General features: G+C 44.7%; 16 protein-coding genes. 11 read left to right on the top strand and 5 right to left on the bottom strand.

Going from position 1 to position 20,525, the window contains the following annotated elements:
• The first annotated feature begins 225 nt into the window (after nt 1–225).
• The 5 genes from DVG78_RS04560 (at nt 226) to DVG78_RS04540 (ending at nt 8,431) form a co-directional block, all read left to right on the top strand.
• On the top strand, nt 226–843 hold the full coding sequence (locus DVG78_RS04560) for an RNA polymerase sigma factor (RefSeq protein ID WP_114459867.1): 618 nt from the start codon (nt 226–228) through the stop codon (nt 841–843).
• Between the two features lie 102 nt (nt 844–945).
• Nucleotides 946–2,007: a FecR family protein gene (locus DVG78_RS04555; protein ID WP_114459866.1), complete on the top strand. Its 1,062-nt coding sequence runs from the start codon at nt 946–948 to the stop codon at nt 2,005–2,007.
• 226 nt (nt 2,008–2,233) lie between these two features.
• Nucleotides 2,234–5,761, top strand: coding sequence for a TonB-dependent receptor (locus DVG78_RS04550; protein ID WP_310589112.1), 3,528 nt, complete (start codon nt 2,234–2,236; stop codon nt 5,759–5,761).
• Nucleotides 5,762–5,782: 21 nt separating this feature from the next.
• Nucleotides 5,783–7,555, top strand: coding sequence for a RagB/SusD family nutrient uptake outer membrane protein (locus DVG78_RS04545; protein WP_114459864.1), 1,773 nt, complete (start codon nt 5,783–5,785; stop codon nt 7,553–7,555).
• A gap of 33 nt (nt 7,556–7,588) precedes the next feature.
• A complete protein-coding gene (locus DVG78_RS04540; protein WP_114459863.1) occupies nt 7,589–8,431 on the top strand; it encodes an endonuclease/exonuclease/phosphatase family protein in 843 nt (280 codons plus the stop codon).
• Between the two features lie 70 nt (nt 8,432–8,501).
• Here the strand turns inward: DVG78_RS04540 and DVG78_RS04535 are convergent, their stop codons facing one another.
• Together DVG78_RS04535 and DVG78_RS04530 are read right to left on the bottom strand one after the other, a co-directional pair.
• On the bottom strand, nt 8,502–10,268 hold the full coding sequence (locus DVG78_RS04535; protein ID WP_114460046.1) for an ABC transporter ATP-binding protein: 1,767 nt from the start codon (nt 10,266–10,268) through the stop codon (nt 8,502–8,504).
• A gap of 18 nt (nt 10,269–10,286) precedes the next feature.
• On the bottom strand, nt 10,287–11,522 hold the full coding sequence (locus tag DVG78_RS04530) for a 3-phosphoshikimate 1-carboxyvinyltransferase (protein ID WP_114459862.1): 1,236 nt from the start codon (nt 11,520–11,522) through the stop codon (nt 10,287–10,289).
• Between the two features lie 170 nt (nt 11,523–11,692).
• Here DVG78_RS04530 and DVG78_RS04525 point away from each other — a divergent pair, with 170 nt between their 5' ends.
• From DVG78_RS04525 to DVG78_RS04510, 4 genes are all read left to right on the top strand, one after another.
• Nucleotides 11,693–12,628, top strand: a complete 936-nt coding sequence (locus tag DVG78_RS04525) for a glycosyltransferase family 2 protein (RefSeq protein ID WP_114459861.1) — start codon at nt 11,693–11,695, stop codon at nt 12,626–12,628.
• On the top strand, nt 12,570–13,145 hold the full coding sequence (locus tag DVG78_RS04520; RefSeq protein WP_114459860.1) for a WcaF family extracellular polysaccharide biosynthesis acetyltransferase: 576 nt from the start codon (nt 12,570–12,572) through the stop codon (nt 13,143–13,145). Before DVG78_RS04525 ends, DVG78_RS04520 begins: the two co-directional genes overlap by 59 nt.
• 81 nt (nt 13,146–13,226) lie before the next feature.
• A complete protein-coding gene (locus DVG78_RS04515; RefSeq protein ID WP_114459859.1) occupies nt 13,227–13,991 on the top strand; it encodes a glycosyltransferase family 2 protein in 765 nt (254 codons plus the stop codon).
• A gap of 101 nt (nt 13,992–14,092) precedes the next feature.
• On the top strand, nt 14,093–15,307 hold the full coding sequence (locus DVG78_RS04510; RefSeq protein WP_114459858.1) for an MraY family glycosyltransferase: 1,215 nt from the start codon (nt 14,093–14,095) through the stop codon (nt 15,305–15,307).
• 29 nt (nt 15,308–15,336) lie between these two features.
• On the opposite strand, the gene DVG78_RS04505 is transcribed toward DVG78_RS04510, so the two are convergent.
• The gene (locus DVG78_RS04505; RefSeq protein WP_114460045.1) at nt 15,337–15,930 is read right to left on the bottom strand and encodes a DUF502 domain-containing protein; all 594 of its coding nucleotides are present in this window, start codon (nt 15,928–15,930) and stop codon (nt 15,337–15,339) included.
• Nucleotides 15,931–16,225: 295 nt separating this feature from the next.
• On the opposite strand from DVG78_RS04505, the gene DVG78_RS04500 reads away from it, so the two are divergent.
• Nucleotides 16,226–17,542: a hypothetical protein gene (locus tag DVG78_RS04500; RefSeq protein WP_114459857.1), complete on the top strand. Its 1,317-nt coding sequence runs from the start codon at nt 16,226–16,228 to the stop codon at nt 17,540–17,542.
• 365 nt (nt 17,543–17,907) lie between these two features.
• Here the strand turns inward: DVG78_RS04500 and DVG78_RS04495 are convergent, their stop codons facing one another.
• Nucleotides 17,908–18,918, bottom strand: a complete 1,011-nt coding sequence (locus DVG78_RS04495) for a threonine aldolase family protein (protein WP_114459856.1) — start codon at nt 18,916–18,918, stop codon at nt 17,908–17,910.
• Between the two features lie 94 nt (nt 18,919–19,012).
• Nucleotides 19,013–19,522, bottom strand: a complete 510-nt coding sequence (locus tag DVG78_RS04490) for an RDD family protein (protein WP_114459855.1) — start codon at nt 19,520–19,522, stop codon at nt 19,013–19,015.
• A gap of 525 nt (nt 19,523–20,047) precedes the next feature.
• Between DVG78_RS04490 and DVG78_RS04485 the strand changes: the two genes are divergently transcribed.
• The gene (locus DVG78_RS04485; RefSeq protein WP_114459854.1) at nt 20,048–20,479 is read left to right on the top strand and encodes an Hsp20/alpha crystallin family protein; all 432 of its coding nucleotides are present in this window, start codon (nt 20,048–20,050) and stop codon (nt 20,477–20,479) included.
• The last annotated feature ends 46 nt before the right edge of the window (nt 20,480–20,525 follow it).

Below are 20,525 nucleotides of genomic sequence, written 5' to 3'. Positions count from 1 at the left end.
ATAACGGGGCTTATTTTTGAACTTCCTACATTTTAGTCCTTCATCAAGCAAGGTAAAATTCAGTTGTTTCCTGATTTATTTCTATATTCCAACCATTTTTTAATGTCAAACTGGTCAATGTCACTCACTTTTTTGGTAATTTTAAACTTAATTTACACGTAATATTGCCTCAATGTTAAATCAACGCAATTCGATTACTTTTGCGGTATAAATCCTTTGATTGAAATGATTTCAAAATCGTTGCCAAGTTTTGATGAAGCCTTCGCTTGGGATTGCTTTAGAGGAGGGGACAGAAAGGCCTTTGCCGAAATCTACGAACGGTTTGTGAAAGTACTTTATAACTATGCCTACAAGCTGACCCACGACCCGCAAATCTCTCAAGATGCTGTGCAAGAGCTTTTTGTGGAAATATGGGACACGCGCGAGCGGTTGAGTGCCACCACTTCGATTCGATTTTATCTGTATCGGGCGCTGCGGCGCAAGATTCACCGTTCTTACCAAAATGAGTGGCGTACCGATCTAAATTCTTTACAAGACCATGAGATTCCTGATACGCACCTGTGGCCTTCTATCGAAGAAATGACCATTACGGAAGAAACGTTTGATGCGAATGTGAAGTGGTTAAAATCTCAGCTTGAACAGCTCTCGGCGCGGGAATACGAAGCGCTCCAACTACGCTTTTATGATGGGTTGGAATATGATCAAATCGCGGAAATACTGCAAATCAACGACCAATCGGCCCGAAATTTAATCACACGGGCCATTCAGCGTTTGCGCCGAAACCTCCCCGATGCATTGCTTCACGTACTGCTGTATTACGTCTTTCAATTCTCGGTTAAATAATTTCAAAAAAAATCAGAAAAAGTGAGTTACCGATAAAGTTTCCTGCTTTTTCTTCATGAGGGGTAAACGTTTACTGTTTACACGCCATTCGATTTATTATTTATGAAGCCCCTTTCCGAATTTTCTGCGCGTGATTTTGCCGAACATCCGGACTTCAGAAATTGGGTACAAGCCCCAACGCCGGAGTCGGATACCTTTTGGGAAAATTATCGCCAGACTTATCCACACCAACAACCCCATATACTGAGGGCCCAAGCTTTGGTCAAAGCCATCGCCGAAAGCCCTCAGTTTTTTCCTTCCGATTCCCAACTTTCCGAGATGTGGCAGTTTGTAGAAGCTCACACATCGGAGAAAACCCACACCCCAGTCGTTCGTTCATTGAAAGGATGGTGGGCTGCCGCAGCCGCCGTCATTTTGGTCATGGCCGCGGGATGGATTTGGTGGCAGCAACGTCAACAGCCCATTTCGTACGATACCATCGTTGCCACCGCAACCAATCAACTGGAAGAACGAATCAACACCCAAAATCAGATCCAGCACCTTCGCCTTCCCGACGGAAGTTCGGTACAGTTGGCCCCAAAAAGTCGTCTGAGTTTTGCGAAAAAATTCGAAAACCTACGCGAAGTATACCTAGATGGAGAAGCTTACTTTGAAGTAAAACGTGACCCCGAACATCCTTTTTTGGTATACGCCGCCGAAACGGTGACTCAAGTAGTAGGTACGAGTTTTACCGTGCAGGCCTTTGTGGGAAAACCCAACGTAAACGTGTCGGTACGGGAAGGCAAGGTGGCGGTATCGTCGCGAAAAAACCTATCTAACGACCTTAAAAACACGGTTTTACTCGCCGCCAACCAACAGGCAACGTTTGTCAGAAACGGTGAGATTTTGGTAAAATCGCTGGTAGAAAATCCCACCAAAATTATCGCCGACCAGAAAGAATTGGTTTACACCGACCGTTCGGCAGTGAGCGTATTGCGTGACTTAGAGCAACAATACGGGGTAGAACTGGTGTACGATGAAGAAGTGCTGAAAAAATGCTTTGTTACAATAAGTTTTTCTGACGAAGTATTTTATGAGCGTCTGCGTTTACTCTGCCGTACTATCGGTGCCGAGTACGAAACCATTGAAGCCCAGATTGTCATTAAATCCAACGGATGCCAATAACCTTGCATTCAGTTTCGTTTTATTGAATAGATTTTTATATCCACTCCTCTTTTTAAAAGCAAAATGGCCGGTGAAGGACCAGTTCACCGACCAAAAACAGTAAGCCCTCAACCGTCTGCAATACGGTTGAAGCAGGGCTTTTTTGTCGTGTCCGCGTTTTCCACATCGAACAAAACAAACAAAAATATGAATTTTTTTTCCAACTAATCATTGGTTGTACGTAGCCTTGAAAATTACTACTGCTCAACTCGTTTTCGTGCTGCTGTTGATGAGCGTTGGCTACACCCGACGAGCCGCAGCCCAGGATGTCCTCAACCAACGATTCTCGTTGAAGGTTGAGAACCAATCCTTGCGCCAAGTGCTCAATAAAATCGAGAAACAGGCAAAAGTTCGTTTTTCGTATCGCTCCGAAATACTTAAAAAAGTACCCACGGTCAACCTGACGGTAAAAGACGAAAAGCTGGAGAATGTGTTTGAACAACTTTTTTCGCCCCTCCAAATCAACTATGAGATTGTGAGTCGAAAACAAATCGTGCTCACCAAAAAACCGCAAAGAATCACTGTTTCGCCCTTAGAACTTCCTAAACGCACCAAAAGTACGGCCACCGAAACCCTCATCTCTGGAACGGTCAAAGGAGAAAACGGCGAAGGACTGCCGGGCGTAAATATTTTGGTCAAAGGAACGGTCAAAGGAACTTCCACCGACGTCAACGGCCACTTTACCCTCTCTGCACCTGCCTCACAAACGGTTTTGGTATTAAGTTACGTTGGCTACCTTCGTCGGGAAATAATGGTGGGCAATCGAACCAATCTCGAGATTATGATGGATTCTGATTCCAAATTACTTTCAGAAGTCATAGTTGTAGGCTACGGAACCCAAAAGAAAGCACACCTCACGGGTGCCGTTGACCAAGTGACGAGCGAAGTACTCGAAAACCGTTCGTTGCCCAACCTGACCCAAGGTTTACAGGGTGTAATTCCCAATCTAAACCTGCGCATGGCCGACGGCAAACCCATTCAATCCCCATTGTATAATATTCGCGGCACTACTTCCATTGGGCAGGGAGGAAACGCCCTGATTTTGATTGACGGTGTAGAAGGCGACCCTAGCCGCCTCAATCCCAACGATGTAGCCAGCGTAACGGTCCTGAAAGATGCGGCATCGGCGGCTATCTATGGGGCGCGAGGGGCGTTTGGCGTGGTACTGATTACCACCAAAAGCCCCCAAAAAGATAAGACCGTGATTAGCTATTCGCTCAACCATTCCATCAAAAGCCCCACCACGCTCCCTAAATTCGTGACCAATGGCTATGAGTTTGCAAAGATGTTTAATGAAAGCTGGATGGCTTGGAATGATTATTCCCAGACCCCACAAAACGTAAATAAAACACTTCGCTTCTCTCCCGCCTACCTGACCGAACTCGAACGCAGGAACAATGACCCCACCCTGACCAAAACGGACATTGACCCCGCCACGGGCGAGTACGTCTACTACGAAAATACCGATTGGTACAAAGAATTATACAAAGAAAATAACAGTGCCACTGAGCACAACCTTTCGGTATCGGGCAGCAGTGGCAAAGCGGATTTTTACGTAACAGGTCGTTATTATACGCAAAGCGGCCTATTTCGTTACAATTCCGACGACTACCGCCTCATGAGCGTACGGGCCAAAGGGTCGATTCAGCCATTTCCGTGGTTGAAAGTGACTAATAACGCCGATTTTTCTTCCATGAAATACCATAACCCGCTCAACGTAGGTGAGGGCGGGAGCATCTGGCGCAACATCGCCGACGAAGGCCACATGATGGCACCGATGTTTAACCCTGACGGAACCCTTTCGTATTCGGCGGCGTATACGGTAGGTGATTTTTGGTACGGCAAAAACGGCATCGACATGGACAAACGCGTGTTTAGAAACACGACCGATTTTACCAGCCAATTTTTCAATGACCAGTTCAGGATAAAAGGGAATTTTACGTTTCAGAATACCGACGACAACGAATATCGGAGGCGGGTGCCCGTACCCTATAGCCGTAAACCTGGGGTGATTGAATACGTAGGCACAAGCACCAACGATTTGCAGAATATTTACCGTGAAACACTCTACACGGCTACCAACCTATACGCGGAATACGAGCCTAAAATCAGTCAAAATCATTATCTAAAAGCGTTGGTGGGGTATAACTACGAATTGTCAACTTTTCGCCGCCTCGAAACCATACGTAATGGACTGATTTACGAAGATGCAAACGACATAAACCTTGCCTTGGGACAGTCGGTCAATACGAGCGGCGGCTGGGAAAAATGGGCGGTTGTGGGTGGTTTTTACCGGTTCAATTATTCATTTAAAGACAAATACTTGTTGGAACTCAACGGTCGCTACGATGGCTCGTCCAAATTTCCATCCAACGAACGCTATGCATTTTTTCCCTCTGTTTCAGCGGGTTGGCGCCTATCCAACGAATCCTTCTGGAAGATTTTGCCAAAATTTATCAGCGACCTTAAAATCAGAGGTTCCTACGGCTCGCTCGGCAACGGAAGCATTGGCTCTTATGCGTTTCAGGAGCAATTTTCCATTTCGCAATCCAACCGAATTTTAAACGGAGTCCGTCCCCAAAAAACAGGGCAACCCAGCGTCATTCCCGATGGCCTCACTTGGGAAACCTCCACCACGCAAGATGTGGGAATTGACTTAGGAATGTTTAGCAATCGCCTGATTCTGAACGCCGATGCGTACATTCGCAAAACAACCAATATGTTTACGGTGGGAATGACGCTACCCGCGGTTTTTGGGACCGATATTCCCAAAGGTAACTACGCCGACCTCACCACCAAAGGCTGGGAGGGCGTTTTGTCGTGGCGGGATAAATTTCAAGCAGGTGGTAAGCCTTTCGACTACGAAGTGCGCCTTACGATGGCTGATTATACCTCTACCATCGACAAATTTAACAATCCCAACAAGAAACTCAGTGACTACTATGCGGGGCAAACCATCGGTGAAATTTGGGGCTATACCACCGACGGGTACTTTACCTCCCTCGGCGACGTGGAGAACTCCGCCAAACAAACCTTGTTTAAAGCCTCTAACACGGGACAATGGCTGCCCGGTGACATAAAATTTAGAGATTTGAACGGCGATGGCCAGATTGACAACGGCGACAATACCGTAGCAAGCCCCGGCGACCGCAGTATCATCGGTAATTCGACGCCTCGTTACACCTACGGAATCATCCTCAGTGCCAACTGGCATAACTTCTTTTTTTCGACCTTTTTTCAAGGCATTGGGCAACAGGATTGGTGGCCCGGCCCCGAAGCCGCTATTTTTTGGGGACAATACAACCGTCCGTACAATAAGTTGCCAGAATGGCACACGGGAAATATTTGGTCGCCCCAAAACCCCAATGCCTACTTGCCGCGCTACCGGGGGTACGTAACGCAAAACAGCGCCGGGGAGTTGTATCAGGCCCAAACTAAATACCTTCAGAACGCGGCCTATCTCCGAATGAAAAATCTTCAGATAGGTTATAATTTGCCCCGCGTGCTCATTAAAAAGTGGGGAATGAGCACGACTAAACTTTTTGTTTCGGGCGAGAATCTCGCAACCTGGTCGCCACTCTACAAACTCACCCGCGATTTGGACGTAGAAAACCTCGGTCAGTCCGACAACGTGGTCACCAATGGAAACAGCGGCAACGGATACAACTATCCGATTTTGAAAAGTATTACCATCGGCCTATCAGCGACATTCTAAGTTAAAATCAGCCTTGCACAAATGAAAACATATACGATAGGATTTTTATTGACACTGTTTTGCCTCACTGGTTGCAGCGAATTAGACCAGGTGCCTGAGGCAACAGCCACCAAAGATGCCGTTTTTAGCAGCGAAAAAGGCCTAGAATTATACACGGCTTCTTTTTACGATAACTTGCCCAGCGCCAGCGAAATTCACAAAGGCGACGCCATGTCCGATTACAGCGTGCGCACCCAAGTGCCCGATTTTTTGCGCGAAGGAGCCTATGGCCCCCGCCAAAGTACAGGCTGGTCGTGGACGGCATTGCGCAACATCAATTACTTTATTGCCAACAATACCAACCCTTCCATCCCCGTCGACGTGCGTAAACATTACAACGGAATCGCACGTTTTTTTAGAGCGTGGTTCTACTACGACAAAGTGGTTCGTTTTGGTGCTGTTCCGTGGATTAATAAACCCTTGGATGTTTCAGATGGAGACTTGTTTGGTGGCCGCGCCCCTCGCACTATGGTTATGGACTCGGTATTGGCCGATTTGAACTACGCCTGCGAAAACATCCGCACCACCAACGACAACACCCGCAGCGTGATTACCAAATACGTGGTTTATGGTTTTAAATCACGCGTGTGTCTCTTTGAAGGAACTTTCAGAAAGTACCAAACCTCGTACACCCTGATGGATACCGCCGAAAAATGGCTCACCGAAGCAGCCGATGCAGCCGATAAAGTAATGAAAGAGGGTGGTTTCAGCCTCAACGAAGTAGGTGGTTCTGAAAAATCCTACCGTCAATTATTTACGAGCAAAACCCCTGTTACGTCCGAAATCATGCTTGCTACGATCGTAGACCCCGCCCTGAGCATCTTCAATGACGCCAACTGGTGGTGGACCAGCGCCACCTACGGAGCGCGGGTGAGTTTGAATCGTACCTTCGTAAATACCTACCTAAATATAGACGGAACACCTTTTACCAGCCGCGCAGGACACGAAGTCCTCCCGTTTATGGAAGAGGTAAAAGGTCGGGATAAACGCCTGCAACAAACCATTCGGGTGGGAAATTATACCCGCATCAACGGCGGAACGGCGGAGCCTGCCCCGCCTGTGTTTTCGTATACGTACACAGGGTATATGCCCATCAAGTGGTCGCTGGATGATACGTATTTTGATGGTGGAAGCCGCAACGAAAACTCCATCTGCCTCATGCGCTACGCCGAAATACTACTCAACTATGCCGAAGCAAAAGCAGAGCTTAAAACCCTGACCGATGCCGATTGGGCAAAAACCGTAGGAGCCCTACGCAAACGAGCAGGCATAACGGGTGGTTTCAGCGCCAAACCAACCGTCGTTGACGCATATCTTCAAGGCCATTACTTCCCCGAAATTACGGATGCTACTCTACTCGAAGTACGGCGCGAACGAGGCATTGAGCTAGTATTTGAGGGCTTCCGATTCCATGATATTATCCGTTGGAAACGCGGCGAATTAATGGAGCAAATCTGGAACGGTTTCTACGTACCCGCCCTCGACAAACCCTTGGATCTGAACGAAGACGGGAAAAATGACGTCGTTTTTTATAAAATAAGACCTACCACTCAATTGTCGGGTGTAACGTATATTAATGTGGCAGAAACCATAAACGGCGTGGCCAACCCTCAGCGCTTGAAAAACGACACCTACGGAGAACTCACTTGGTTGACCAATATTCCTCGAAAATGGAATGAAAAATACTATCTTTATCCCATTCCGGAAGCGGATAGACTATTAAATCCAACCTTAGGACAAAATCCCGGTTGGTAATCCACTCAATTTCAAACCACTATTCTTTCACAAATGAACAAAAGTCTGTTTTTAGGGGTGCTGTTTGCACTCTTTGTCCAAAACGTTTATTCACAAAAAAACACCCCGATTGTGGTGGCCACGTACAATGTAAGGTATAACACCCCCAACGACGGCGTCAATGCTTGGCCTAACCGCAAAGAAGAAGTAAAAGCGCTGATTCGCTACCACGAATTTGATATTTTTGGCACGCAGGAAGGCTTGCGCGGGCAGTTGGACGACATTGCCGAATTGCAAGAATTTACGTTTTTTGGCGCTGGCCGCGATGACGGTCAAAAGGCTGGCGAACACTCGGCTATTTTCTACAAAAAAGACCGTTTTAAAGTATTACAATCGGGCAATTTCTGGTTAAGCCAAACCCCTGATAAACCTTCCAAAGGATGGGATGCCACCTGCTGCAATCGTATTTGTTCGTGGGTAAAATTCAAAGATGCCACGACGAAGAAGGAGTTTTACTTTTTCAGCGTTCACTTTGACCACCAAGGCGTTGAAGCCCGCCGCCAGTCGGGAAAATTGATGGTGCAAAAAATGAAGGAAATTGCCAAAGATGCACCCACGATTTGCGTCGGTGATTTTAATTCCACCCCCGAAACGGAGCAAATTATCGAAATGCAAACGCTGCTCAGCGATGCAAAAAAGGTATCAGCCATGGCCCCTTATGGCCCCGAAGGCACATTTAACTCCTTCAAGTTTGATGCACCGATGAAAAACCGAATTGACTACATCTTTGCAAGTAAGCAAATATCTGTCTTAAAATACGGCGTCTTGACCGACGCGAAAGAGCAACGATATCCTTCTGACCACCAGCCCGTTGTGGCAAAGGTTGTAATTAACTAAGAAGTTTTTTTGTTTAAAATGCCCCCTAAGGAAATTACTAGGGGGCATTTTTATGGTTTCTACAGACGATTTACCCTTGTATTTTCTCCTGATGTTTCCACAAATCCTGAAAAATAGCGCTGTTTTGGCGGAGGTACTCAAACGTTCCTTGGTCGGCAATTCGGCCGTTTTGAAGAATATATACGTAGTCAAATTTGGTCAAAAGATGTAGGCGATGAAGCGTGGAGAGAACCGCCTTGCCGCTAAATTCTTCAAACAAACGGTCATAAATCTGCACCTCTGTTTTGGGGTCAACGCTGCTCGTTGGCTCATCCAAAAGCACAATGTCACTACTTCGGGCGGCCAATACGCCCCGCGCTAAAGCCAAACGCTGTTTTTGTCCACCCGATAAATTCACCCCTTTTTCCTGAATGTTTGATTGCAGTCCGTTGGGCAATTGCGCAATCACTTCCGCGAAATGCGCCGTGGCGCAAACCGCCATGATGTCGGTTTCTTCAAAAGGCAACCCAAGCGTAATGTTGTATTCAATCGTATTTTCAAATATTTCAGGTTCTTGCGGAAAGAGTGTTACGGTGTCGTTAATAATTCCCAACCCCGTAAAATCTTTCCCATCAATGCTGACTTTTAGCCCATTTTCGGCCTGATACAATCCTCGTAGCAACGCCAACAATGTACTCTTGCCGCTACCGCTTTCTCCAATAAATGCCACCCGCTGTCCACGCTTAACGGTCAACGAGAGATTATGCAAACTGTGGGCTTTTTCGGTATCGTACACCTCTTGGTGCGAAAAGTTTAGGTGTTGAATCTGAATCGTTTGCCAAGCAGCCGGCAGGATTTCATCCGACTCAGCCCGGTGCTGTTGGGAATACGACTCCCCAATGGCACGGGCCGTTTGCACGTCTGTGTTGTACCGAGTGATTTCGGTATACTGCCAAGCCACATCCTGAAACACACTCGTAAACTGATTGACATACCCTAACAAAGTCACCAACCCACCGACCAAAAACACCGTATTGGGTACATAATTCTCATACACATAGCCCACGGCGACTACCACGTAGATAATTCCAATCAACACACTAGCAACAAACCATTTCCACTCATTGATAACCACCGTACGACGAAAAGGCGGAAAAATCTCGGCTACTTTGCCCATCAAGCTGTTTTGCATTCGTTTTTCGAGCCGAAGCGTAATCACCGTAATGATATTGGAAAGACTGTCAAAAAGCGTGGAAGAAACGACGTGTTCTTTCTCGTTGGTTTCGTCGAGTGCCTTGATAAACGGTTTGTCAAATTTGAAAATAATCCAGACCGTCAATACACCAATCAACACGCCAATGCCCCCGTAAAAAGGCGAAAAATATAGAATGGCACCAAACGAAAAAATAAACTTGGCAAAGGCATGAAAAAACATAAAGCCATTTTGAAAGAAATCTCTCAACGCTTCGTAAGCTTTTCGGATACGGTTGATGGTAGCACCGCTGTGGTGGTCTTGATGCCAACGTACCGGCAGATGCAGGGCTTGATGATAGAGTTCATCCAAAAAATTGCGGCTGAGGTTGAAAGCCAATTCACGCTCCATCACGCGGGCAGGGCCATGAAAAGCCCATTCCAGCAGCATCAAAAACAAATATCCACCAGCATACATCCACACGTGGTCAATCACGCCCGTACCTTCTTTTTGAATGGCTTCAATAAACCACCCATAAAGCAGCGGATTGAGGGCATACACGATATTTGCCAAAACAAACAGCCCATATACAAGCAAATAACGCCCTTTTTGCTGGCGGGCATAGCGCCAGGCAATACGAAGCAAGGAAATATACGGGTTTTGCATGGGTTGCAATAATCAGCCTCAGGCGATTGTCGTCACTTTTTTCAAATCATCCCAAAAACTCGGATACGATTTGGCCACCACGTGCGGTTCGGAGATTTCAACGGCAAAAACCATACCCACGGGTGCAAAAGCCATGGCCATGCGGTGGTCATCGTACGTCTCAATCACGGGTGTTGAAGAAGGAATAGCAATCGTTTCGGCCTTTCTTCTAACGATGTATTTGGTGTTTTGCTCCAATTCAACCAACTCACCGCCAATTTTGGGCAATTCTGCCTGAAGCGCACCTACACGGTCTGTTTCCTTGATTTTCAGGCTTTCAATGCCCGTCATAGTTACCTCAATTCCCGCCACTGCTGCACAGGCCGCCACGGTTTGGGCCAAATCTGGACAATCGGTAAAATCCCACGCAAAAGCTTTTTCAGCAGGAATTTTAGTCAGTAAAACGCCGCGCGTGGTAAAGACACTTTTTACGCCCATGTGCGCCATAATTTGCACAATGGCGCTGTCGCCCTGCAAGGAGTTTTCTTTAAGGCCCAATAATTCTACCTCCGCATCTTTGGCCAACGCCACCAAACTGTACCAATAACTCGCCCCCGACCAATCGGATTCAATGGCATAGTGCGTTGGGGTGTAGTGTTGAGCAGGTACGCGAATGGTTTTAGCTTCCCAGTTGGCTTCGTGGTTCACGCCAAAGGCCCGCATTTGTTGGAGTGTCATTTCAATATAAGGCCGCGAACCAATTTCTCCCGTCAATTCAAGTGTAATGCCGTCGGGCAACATCGGTCCAATCATCAACAAAGCCGAAATATACTGACTGCTTACATCCCCCCGAATCGTCAAGTGATTTTGGCCCGAATATTGAAAACCGTTAAGCTCAGTAGGAGGATATCCTTCGTTTTGTTTATACGTAATATTTGCCCCCAAAATACGCAACGCATCTACTAATATTCCAATCGGGCGCTCACACATGCGCGGCGTTCCCGTCATGGTTTTGTGTTGATTCGTAACGGCAAAATACGCCGTCAAAAAACGCATGGTCGTACCCGCATCGAGCACGTCGGCTACGACATCTGACGATTGTAAAAGGCGCATCATGGTTTGGGTATCACGAGCAGAAGAAATATTCTCCAATTGGCCTTTAAACTGCGTCAGCGCATTAATGATCAATGCCCGGTTGCTCTCGCTTTTAGAAGAAGCCAGCCGGATTGCGGTACGAATGGGTTGAGTAGGTGGGTTTACAATAACTGAGTTCATGAAATAAGAAACGTTGGACGAAGGACATTGGACTGAAATAAGTAGCATACTTTATTATCAAAAGTGCAAAGCATTTCGTCGATTAATATAATAATTTTACAAAGTTAAGGGCATTTTTTTGCTTTTCAACATAAAAAAATACAATTTGCAGCTTGATTTATTCATAGCTTATGAATGATGTTTCGGTTATTATTCTGACGCACAACGAAGAAAAACACATTGAAAGATGTATTCAGAGTTTGCTGCACTTTACGGATAAAATCTTCATCGTAGATTCTGGCTCAACGGATCGTACCGTAGCCATCGCCGAATCGTTAGGGGCAAATGTAATGCATAACCCTTGGGTTACGTATGCGGTTCAATTCAATTTTGGCATCCATCACACCCCTTTTAAGACCGATTGGCTGATGCGCATGGACGCCGACGAGTACGTTACCCCTGAGCTGGGCCAAGAGATAAAGGAATCGCTTGCCGCTTTGAACAATGACACAACGGGTATCTATGTGAAACGCCGGGTCATGTTTATGAACCAATGGATAAGACGCGGCGGTTACTATCCGATTTGGCTTTTGAGGCTTTGGCGAAGAGACAAAGGAATCTGTGAAGAACTCTGGATGGATGAGCACATTAAACTTTCAGAAGGCACCACTGTCCAATTCAAAAATGACATTGTTGATCACAATCTCAACAACTTGACGTGGTGGACGCAGAAGCACAATAATTATGCCATTCGTGAAGTAATTGATTTATTGGATATAAAATACAATTTTACGGAAGCCAATCGCGTTATACCTAAACTTTTAGGAACGCAAGATCAACGTAAGCGTTTCCTTAAGTTGAAATACGCTTCTTTACCCCTTTTCACACGTCCTTTTGCCTATTTTTTGTATCGTTATTTTGTAAAGTTGGGTTTCCTTGACGGCAAAAAAGGCCTGATTTGGCACTTCTTACAAGGGCTTTGGTATCGCTTTTTGGTTGATGCCAAAATATATGAAGTATATCATCGAGTTGGGAAAGACAAACAAGACATCATCGAATTTTTCCGAAATGAATACGGAAAAGACTTATCAGCGGTTCAAAACCGACCTGTCGAAGTACGACAATAGTTGGTACAAGCAGCCTCCTTTCATAAAAAATGTGCTTTGGTTTATTACAAACGCCATTTTTTTGAATTCGCATTTGCTCCTACCAGTTTCGCTAAAACGCCTCATTTTGAGAGTCTTTGGTGCAAAAATAGGCACTGGAGTCATGATTAAGCCAAAAGTAAATATCAAATACCCATGGTTACTTAACGTAGGCAACTACGTCTGGATAGGAGAAGAGGTTTGGATTGACAACCTGACGGAAGTATCGCTGGGGGATAACGTATGTTTGTCGCAAGGCGCCATGCTCCTTACTGGGAATCATGACTACACCCGCAGTACTTTTGATTTAAGCGTGGGTAAAATCGTCATTGAAGACGGCGTTTGGATTGGTGCCAAAGCGATGGTGTGTCCCAATGTAGTTTGCCATTCGCACGCGGTATTGGCCGTAAATTCGGTTGCAGTCAAAGATTTGGAAGCCTACGGAGTGTATCAGGGCAACCCCGCACAATGGATAAGAGAACGAAAAATAACTGAATAATTACAGCATCCGTAACGAATATAGCTTCTCCATTTACAGTGATGAATTAAAAAGAAGGAGAACAGTTAACATTTTGAAACTTTGAAAGTAAGCATTATAACGGTCGTCTTTAACGGAGAAAAAACCATACGAAGTTGTATTGATTCGGTGCTAAATCAGTCTTACAAAGACATCGAATACATCATAATCGACGGAAAATCAACCGATACGACACCAGAAATTGTTAAAAGTTACGGCACGAAAATTGCTGTATTCTTATCCGAAAAAGATGCTGGAATTTATGATGCCATGAACAAAGGCATCGATCTAGCAACCGGCGAGGTAATCGGTATCTTAAATGCCGACGACTTTTATCATGACTCTTTTGTCATTGAGCATATTGTTGACAAGCTGAAAGAAACAAACGCAGAGGCAATCTACGGCGATTTGATTTACGTAGATGCCCATGACACAGGCCGAGTAACGCGCTACTGGAAATCTGGTAACTACCAAAGGAGTAATTTTTTGTTCGGATGGATGCCGCCTCATCCAACTTTTTTCCTTCGAAGTTCGTCCTATAGGAAATTCGGGACGTATCGTTTGGACCTTGGAAGCGCGGCTGATTACGAGCTCATGCTGAGGATGATGTACAAACACGGAATAAGCGTGGCTTACCTACCTCAAATCACAACCGTGATGCGAACAGGTGGCGTAAGCAACAAGTCGCTTGATAATCGTTTAAAAGCAAACACAAGCGACCGGATGGCATGGACCCTCAACGGAATTAAGCCTTATTGGTTTACGCTGTGGTTAAAACCCCTCCGAAAAGTTTTACAGTTTGTTTACAAGCCAAAATATACCGAATAATAAATTGCCCCCTATTTTCGTCGTTGATTTTTGTTCGGTAATCTTATTTTTATAATTTTTGCTTTCAAGTTATGAAGGCGAAGTAAGCTGAAATTGAATTTATGAATGCAGATATACTTATAGATGTACTCCGAACACAGTATCAAAATATACTTCAACACGAAGTGTATCAGTGCCTTATATCTTTTTTGATTGCCTGTGCCGTATCCGTTACGTCTATCCCCGTCATCATTAACATCAGCGGTTTATTGGAGCTTAAAAAGAAGCCCAATTTCCGGAGCGCTCACCAGCAAGAAACCCCCGAATTTGGCGGGATAGCCATTTACGCCTCCCTACTGATTGCGCACTTTCTTTGGCCACATACCAATGAAAACACCGATTCTTACCTGACAAGTTTGGCCGTGGTAGGGCTCACGATTCTGTTCTTTCTGGGTCTAAAAGACGACATTTTGGTGCTCGACCCCAACAAAAAATTGTTGCTTCAGGTATTAGCCGTTTCAACGCTTATTCTTTTGGGGGGGCTGAAAGTGGACAATTTCTTCGGGATTTTCGGGATTCATCAGATTCCTGACTTAATCAGCATTCCTTTTACAATCTTTATATTCATTGCCCTTATCAACGCCATTAACCTCATTGACGGGGTCGACGGCTTGGCGGGCGGGATTGCTTTTATTGCAGGATTGAGTTTCGGGACGTGGTTTTTGCTTAACCACCATTTTTCAATGGCCTGTATGGCGTTCTCAATGTCGGGGGCTTTGCTGGGTTTCCTCCGGTTCAATTTCTCCAAAACCAGCAAGATTTTTATGGGTGATACAGGCTCACTTATTGTCGGTTTTTTGTTAGCCTTTTTTGCCGTAAAATTCATCCGGCTCAACGTCACTTATATCCATGACAGCAGCGCATTTTTCAACGCACCTATTTTGGCGGTTGTCCTTTTGATTGTTCCGATATTTGATACACTGCGGGTGTTTCTGGTACGTATACTTAACCGACGTTCTCCGTTTAAGGCCGACCGCAATCACATGCACCACGTTTTATTGGATAATGGCCTGAGCCATTTCCAAACTTCCATTACGCTTTGGAGCATGACTATTGTCAACGTGATTGGCTATTTTTTGACTTTTAAGTACATTACAAACACCCAGGCTTTCTTTGTACTGGTAGGTCTTTTCTTTTTATATCTGCTTATAGGGTATGTATTGAAAATGCGAGCGGTAAAAATGAAGAGGCAAGTATCCTGGGCCGATGTATGGAAACCACAGGATTTACGCAGTCAACGCTACTCGTGGGCAAAGAGATTCATTAAAGGATTATAACAGAAGAGAGGCCGTAAGCCTCTCTTCTGTTATTTGATAGATACCCCGCCCGATATAATCATCTTCATCACATCGGCACTTGAGAGGCCTTCAAGTACTTGAATATGCTCCGCCGAAACAATAAAAAGTTCTCCAGAAAAAGCATAAGAATGAGGGCAATAAACTGCCATATAGCCTTCCAATTGCAGATTAGACAAATCCGTTTGGGTAATAAAACCCAGTTTTTTTAGATTTGACTGTTGATTAACTGTTACCAGAACAGGTTGATTAAATTTTCGTTTGTCGCCCACAAAAGCTGTGATGAGGTCTTTGAAGGAATAATAGATAAGACTCACCAACGGCATCTGCTTCAAAATGCTTTGGCCAAAAGAAAAAAATGACTGCGGCACAAAACGCGAGAAAATAAATCCCAAAAAAACGATACTTGAAAGGATAATCAACAACCCCAAACCAGGCAAATAAAGGGTCTGTTTGTCGCTTGTATCGATATAAATGGGAAGAATACTGTCTAAATACCCAATCCCTTCTTTGATAATTACGAATGTAAAGTAGGTCGGCGCTACCAATATAAGCCCACGGCCAAAGTAGGCCAGAATACGTTTAACGATACGATTTTGTAGCATTTTACGGCATAATAATAGTTTTACACTTGCCATATTCTTGTTACTGCATCAACAAATCGGCAAGGCGTTTGTTCTTGTCAACTGCGAATATTTTAAGTAAGTTCCTTCTCTCAAATGCCAGCAATCTCCTAATTGGGTCGAAAAATGGATAAAACTCTAAAAAAAAGAAAAAGATATTTCTTTATAATTACCCGATTTAATGAGATGTTTACATTTGAATATTACCCCTTCCAATTTACTTGTCTTCCGGTAAACGCGACCTGTTGTATGGTGTCATTCTAATTTAATTACCCATATGCCGCGTACCAAAAATAAAATACATTCTCCCTACTACATGGGAGCAATGGCTAAGTATTGCGATTTGGCCATTGGTGGTCATCCTTCTGCCCGGCCCACTGGGGAGGAACAGGCCGCGTGGTTTGCAAAACACCTTCGCAAAAAGGGTGAGCAAGGGGCCGATTGGGAAGTGCCTGGTGTAGAAAGCCTGAAAAAGGTTTACTGTAAAATGCGCCGCTCCCCGTGGAGTTGCAGTTTCGATGAGTCGACGCTCAATAAAGTATGCGGTATGATTGGGAAGGACGTCGATTTTGCTGATTTCGAAACGTACGAGGACTTCAAAAAATGGATGGGAGAGCCGCCCAATGGCGACGAAAATTGGTTGGCAATCATTGCCCGCGAACGCATCCAACAGCTTTTTGAGGAAACCGAAAAACAAAAATTGTTGATACGAAATGCCGAAAACACGGCCCGTTCGCTCACGTTTGACATTGAAAAGATTGAACAATACTTCGCGGTCGGAAACCTATCGGCGGTGGAAGCGAATAAGTACGCTAAGTTTCAAAAAAAGCAGCTGGAGCAACTGGAAAAACTGGCAGATTTTGCCATTCAGGAGATTGCTACCGAGTCGTTTGTAAAAGCCTTTAACACGGTGTTTGTGTACGACAGTAACAAAATTTTGACCGTCACCCTGACCGCAAAACTTTGGAATTTTGCGTGGAAAATAGACCAATATCTAAAAGGATTGGTAAAGCCCAGCCCAGAAATGCTCCGCTATATGCTGGACCTTAAATGCAACTTAATGAAAACCGCAGGGGCAATGGATAAGAACGAAATGGCCCAACAGCTTAACCGTGACTTTTTGGAATTGATTGAAGAAAACGCTCCCCGCCACACGTTTGATTTATCCCCTTTGATTTCATATCATTTGGGCAATTGTATCATTAATCCCCACTTTTACCACTTAAACCCCGAGTATCGTTCCAGCACCGATGAGTCGACTTCCCAGAAATCGCTCTCTCCGTTTTATTATTATCTACTGGGTATTATTCAGTATTACAGAGGTCGTCAATTTTACACAGCAGCGGTCCAAAACCTCCACCATGCACTTGAGCATTGGAGCAAAACTGAGCTAAATAAAAGCGTGGAAGCAGGCCACGCATACTATTTGCTGAGCAAAATACAACAGGAAATGGGGTACTTTGTTGAATCAATGTCGCTTTCCGAAAAAGCAGGCGTTATTTTAGGCAACGTTGCCGAAATGGATACTTTTATTGAAAATCATCCAGTTACCGCAAAAAAGAATGCGCATAACATAGAAAAAGAGCCCTATTGAGGTATCAACGGGGCTCTTCAGAAACCAAAAAGCATGACAACGGCAACGCCTCAGCTTATGCTTTTTTTGCTTGCAGTTTTTTAACGGTGTATACCGCTGCACCTACTGCCAATGCCACAGACAAGAGTTTTACTACTTTTTTCACGGCTTTATGAATGATTTAGAAATGAGTAAAATGAACATTTAATGCTGATTTAGGACTTTATATCTGGGTACAAGTCACACTTTTGTACCTATTAATAAGACGCCTAAAAGAGGCAAAAGGTTTACTTGGTTTTGCAAAAAAATTACAGCAACAAAAGTGCCAATTTTTAAGAACGTGTTATAGCGTAGAAATACGTGTTTTAAGACCGTTTGATAATTTTTTACAATCTTTTCCCCAATTCTTCTAACTGTTGGTCCGTAAAATCCATGTGCGTCACAAAGCGCACTAAATGTTTGCCAAACGTAACGGCTCGAATTCCTTTTTGCGCCAATTGCGCCACGTAATCAACGGCAAGGATGGTTTCTGGCAAACGAAAGATGACAATATTGGTATCAATGGGAAAAATCTCTTCTACTTCGGGGAGTTGTTGAAGCATCTGCCCAATGGCTCGGGCCCGGGCGTGATCTTCGCGCAGACGCTCCACGTGGTAATCAAGGGCATAAATACCCGCAGCAGCTAAATAACCCGCCTGTCGCCAGCCTCCCCCCATTACTTTTCGAAATCGGCGCGCCTGTTTTACAAAATCCTTCGTCCCCAACAACAACGACCCAACCGGGCAACCCAGCCCTTTGGAAAGACAAATGCTGATGCTATCAAACACACGGCCGTACTCCACGGGGGATTCACCCGTTTCGACCAAAGCGTTGAATAGTCTAGCGCCGTCAAGATGCAAGCCTAGACCATGCTCGTTGCAAACCAGACGAATGGCCTGAATATCCTGCAAATTATAATAGCATCCGCCGCCTTTGTTCATCGTATTTTCGAGCGAAACGAGCCTCGATACAGCCGCATGAACATCGTCGGGATTGTTGACGGCATCTCGTACCTGCTGCGCGTTGATACGACCACGGTCGCCTTCCAATAACTTAACCGAACTAAACGAATTCAGCGCTATTCCTCCTCCTTCATACAGGTAGATATGAGAATTTTTGTCACAAATTACTTCACTACCCGGACGCGTATGCACCCGAATCGCCAACTGATTGGTCATGGTTCCCGAAGCACAAAACAAGGCCGCTTCCATTCCAAACAGTCGAGCCACTTTTTCTTCCAACGCATTGACCGTTGGGTCATCGCCAAAAACATCGTCGCCGACAGAAGCCGAAAACATGGCTTCAAGCATAGGTTGAGTAGGTTTAGTTAAGGTATCAGAACGAAGGTCGATAGACATTATGGGGGATTGGTTAGTTTAAAAATTTGAGCGATGCAAAAATAACAAAAGGCGGACTTCTCCGCCTTTTGTTATTGGAATAAACTGAGAACAATCAACTTTTCAACACCAATGTGCTGGCAATCATATCGTGCAAGGCCTGTTTTTTGGCGGTAAAAGCCGCCATGATGTACCCAATCAGCATGATCATCCCCGAAACAATGCGCCCAACAAAACGGATTATTGCCGTAGTCGGAGTAATACGATTTCCGTTGAGATCCGTTACTTTGAGGCCCATCGCTATTTTACCCAGAGTAGCCTGTTTTTCTGACGACTCCATTAGCACAAAATAAACGCCGCTGATGCCCCAGCTCACGAGCTGAATCATCAAGCCCGCTCCCATCATTGCCGAAAAAATGCCCATCGCTTCGCCAGGCTCCATTGTTTCGAGCGAATCCGTCTCAATCTTGGACGCTACCCCCAGACCCAAAGAAATCATAATCGGTACAATAATGAAGGATTGAGCAACTCCAATGATGATTCCATCGATAATCAAGGCGACAAGCCGGCGACCAAAACTCGCATAGTTGGTAGGTTCTCCTACCTGAGTAATTACATTTTCCATGTTAAAAAAGATTAAAAGGTTTCGAACGAATAGGTGATACAAACCTATGATTTTCAGGCAAAAAACCAAACATTTTAGCCCATTCTTTCCCTGATGTATTCAAGTTTCTTTCTCTTTTTAATACCAAAAAGGCCGCCTACAACTGCTTGACAATTTTCGTCAGCATTTACTTTCCTTTAGGCAAATACCTTTCGTCCTTTTCAAACACTTTCAGAAACCCTCCCAGCCACTTCCATTCTTGGTTATCTCGCCCTTCGGTTGCAGTTCATATTCTATCAAACTTCAAAAACAGCCATTTTGTCATTACAAAACAATCTAAATTTAATATATTAAGACATTTTGTCATTTACATAAAATCCTCAAAAAACTAAAAAAAAAATCAATCGACTGAATATCAGACATTTGAATAAAAATAGATTATATAAGTCAATTATTTTTTTTGTAGGTGGTACAAAAGTTGAAGATATAGAACCGTCGCTTCAGCGAAATGAATCAGAAAACTTAAAACACTAAAAAATAACAATCATGGCAACTTTAGTAAAAACAAACGGCAATTTCCCCAACTTATTTGGAAGTGTATTTGGCAAAGACCTCAATGACATTTTTGCCCCTGCTACCTTGAGCAACTATGGCGTACCAGCCGTTAATATCGTAGAACACGAGGGTGGCTTTCGACTAGAAGTAGCCGCTCCCGGTCTCAAAAAAGAAGATTTTAAAATCAACTTAGAAAACAACGTGTTGACGATTTCGGCCCAACAAGAGCAGAAAAACGAAGAAAGTACTGAGAAATACACCCGCAAAGAATTTAGCTACACAAGTTTCCGCCGGGCTTTTACCTTGCCAAACACCATCAACGGTGAGCAAATCAACGCCGCTTACACCGACGGAGTATTGAAAATCGAACTTCCTAAGAAAGACGAAGCGAAAAAATCGCCACGTATCATCGAAATCGGCTAATCAAGAAGAACAAAAGAGAAAAGCCCCGCTCCTCATGTAAGAAGCG

Origin of the sequence: Runella aurantiaca, assembly GCF_003339505.1 — a bacterium.
Classification (GTDB): Bacteria; Bacteroidota; Bacteroidia; order Cytophagales; family Spirosomataceae; genus Runella; species Runella aurantiaca.
The sequence above is the reverse complement of the archived record's forward strand: the minus strand, read 5'-3'. Positions and strand labels throughout refer to the sequence as shown.

Bases quoted from the DNA above. Each gene is read 5' to 3' on its own strand.
- DVG78_RS04560 (WP_114459867.1), top strand. From the start codon at position 226: ATGATTTCAAAATCGTTGCCAAGTTTTGATGAAGCCTTCGCTTGGGAT.
- DVG78_RS04555 (WP_114459866.1), top strand. From the start codon at position 946: ATGAAGCCCCTTTCCGAATTTTCTGCGCGTGATTTTGCCGAACATCCG.
- DVG78_RS04545 (WP_114459864.1), top strand. From the start codon at position 5,783: ATGAAAACATATACGATAGGATTTTTATTGACACTGTTTTGCCTCACT.
- DVG78_RS04540 (WP_114459863.1), top strand. From the start codon at position 7,589: ATGAACAAAAGTCTGTTTTTAGGGGTGCTGTTTGCACTCTTTGTCCAA.
- DVG78_RS04535 (WP_114460046.1), bottom strand. From the start codon at position 10,268: ATGCAAAACCCGTATATTTCCTTGCTTCGTATTGCCTGGCGCTATGCC.
- DVG78_RS04530 (WP_114459862.1), bottom strand. From the start codon at position 11,522: ATGAACTCAGTTATTGTAAACCCACCTACTCAACCCATTCGTACCGCA.
- DVG78_RS04525 (WP_114459861.1), top strand. From the start codon at position 11,693: ATGAATGATGTTTCGGTTATTATTCTGACGCACAACGAAGAAAAACAC.
- DVG78_RS04520 (WP_114459860.1), top strand. From the start codon at position 12,570: ATGAATACGGAAAAGACTTATCAGCGGTTCAAAACCGACCTGTCGAAG.
- DVG78_RS04510 (WP_114459858.1), top strand. From the start codon at position 14,093: ATGAATGCAGATATACTTATAGATGTACTCCGAACACAGTATCAAAAT.
- DVG78_RS04505 (WP_114460045.1), bottom strand. From the start codon at position 15,930: ATGCTACAAAATCGTATCGTTAAACGTATTCTGGCCTACTTTGGCCGT.
- DVG78_RS04500 (WP_114459857.1), top strand. From the start codon at position 16,226: ATGCCGCGTACCAAAAATAAAATACATTCTCCCTACTACATGGGAGCA.
- DVG78_RS04495 (WP_114459856.1), bottom strand. From the start codon at position 18,918: ATGTCTATCGACCTTCGTTCTGATACCTTAACTAAACCTACTCAACCT.
- DVG78_RS04490 (WP_114459855.1), bottom strand. From the start codon at position 19,522: ATGGAAAATGTAATTACTCAGGTAGGAGAACCTACCAACTATGCGAGT.
- DVG78_RS04485 (WP_114459854.1), top strand. From the start codon at position 20,048: ATGGCAACTTTAGTAAAAACAAACGGCAATTTCCCCAACTTATTTGGA.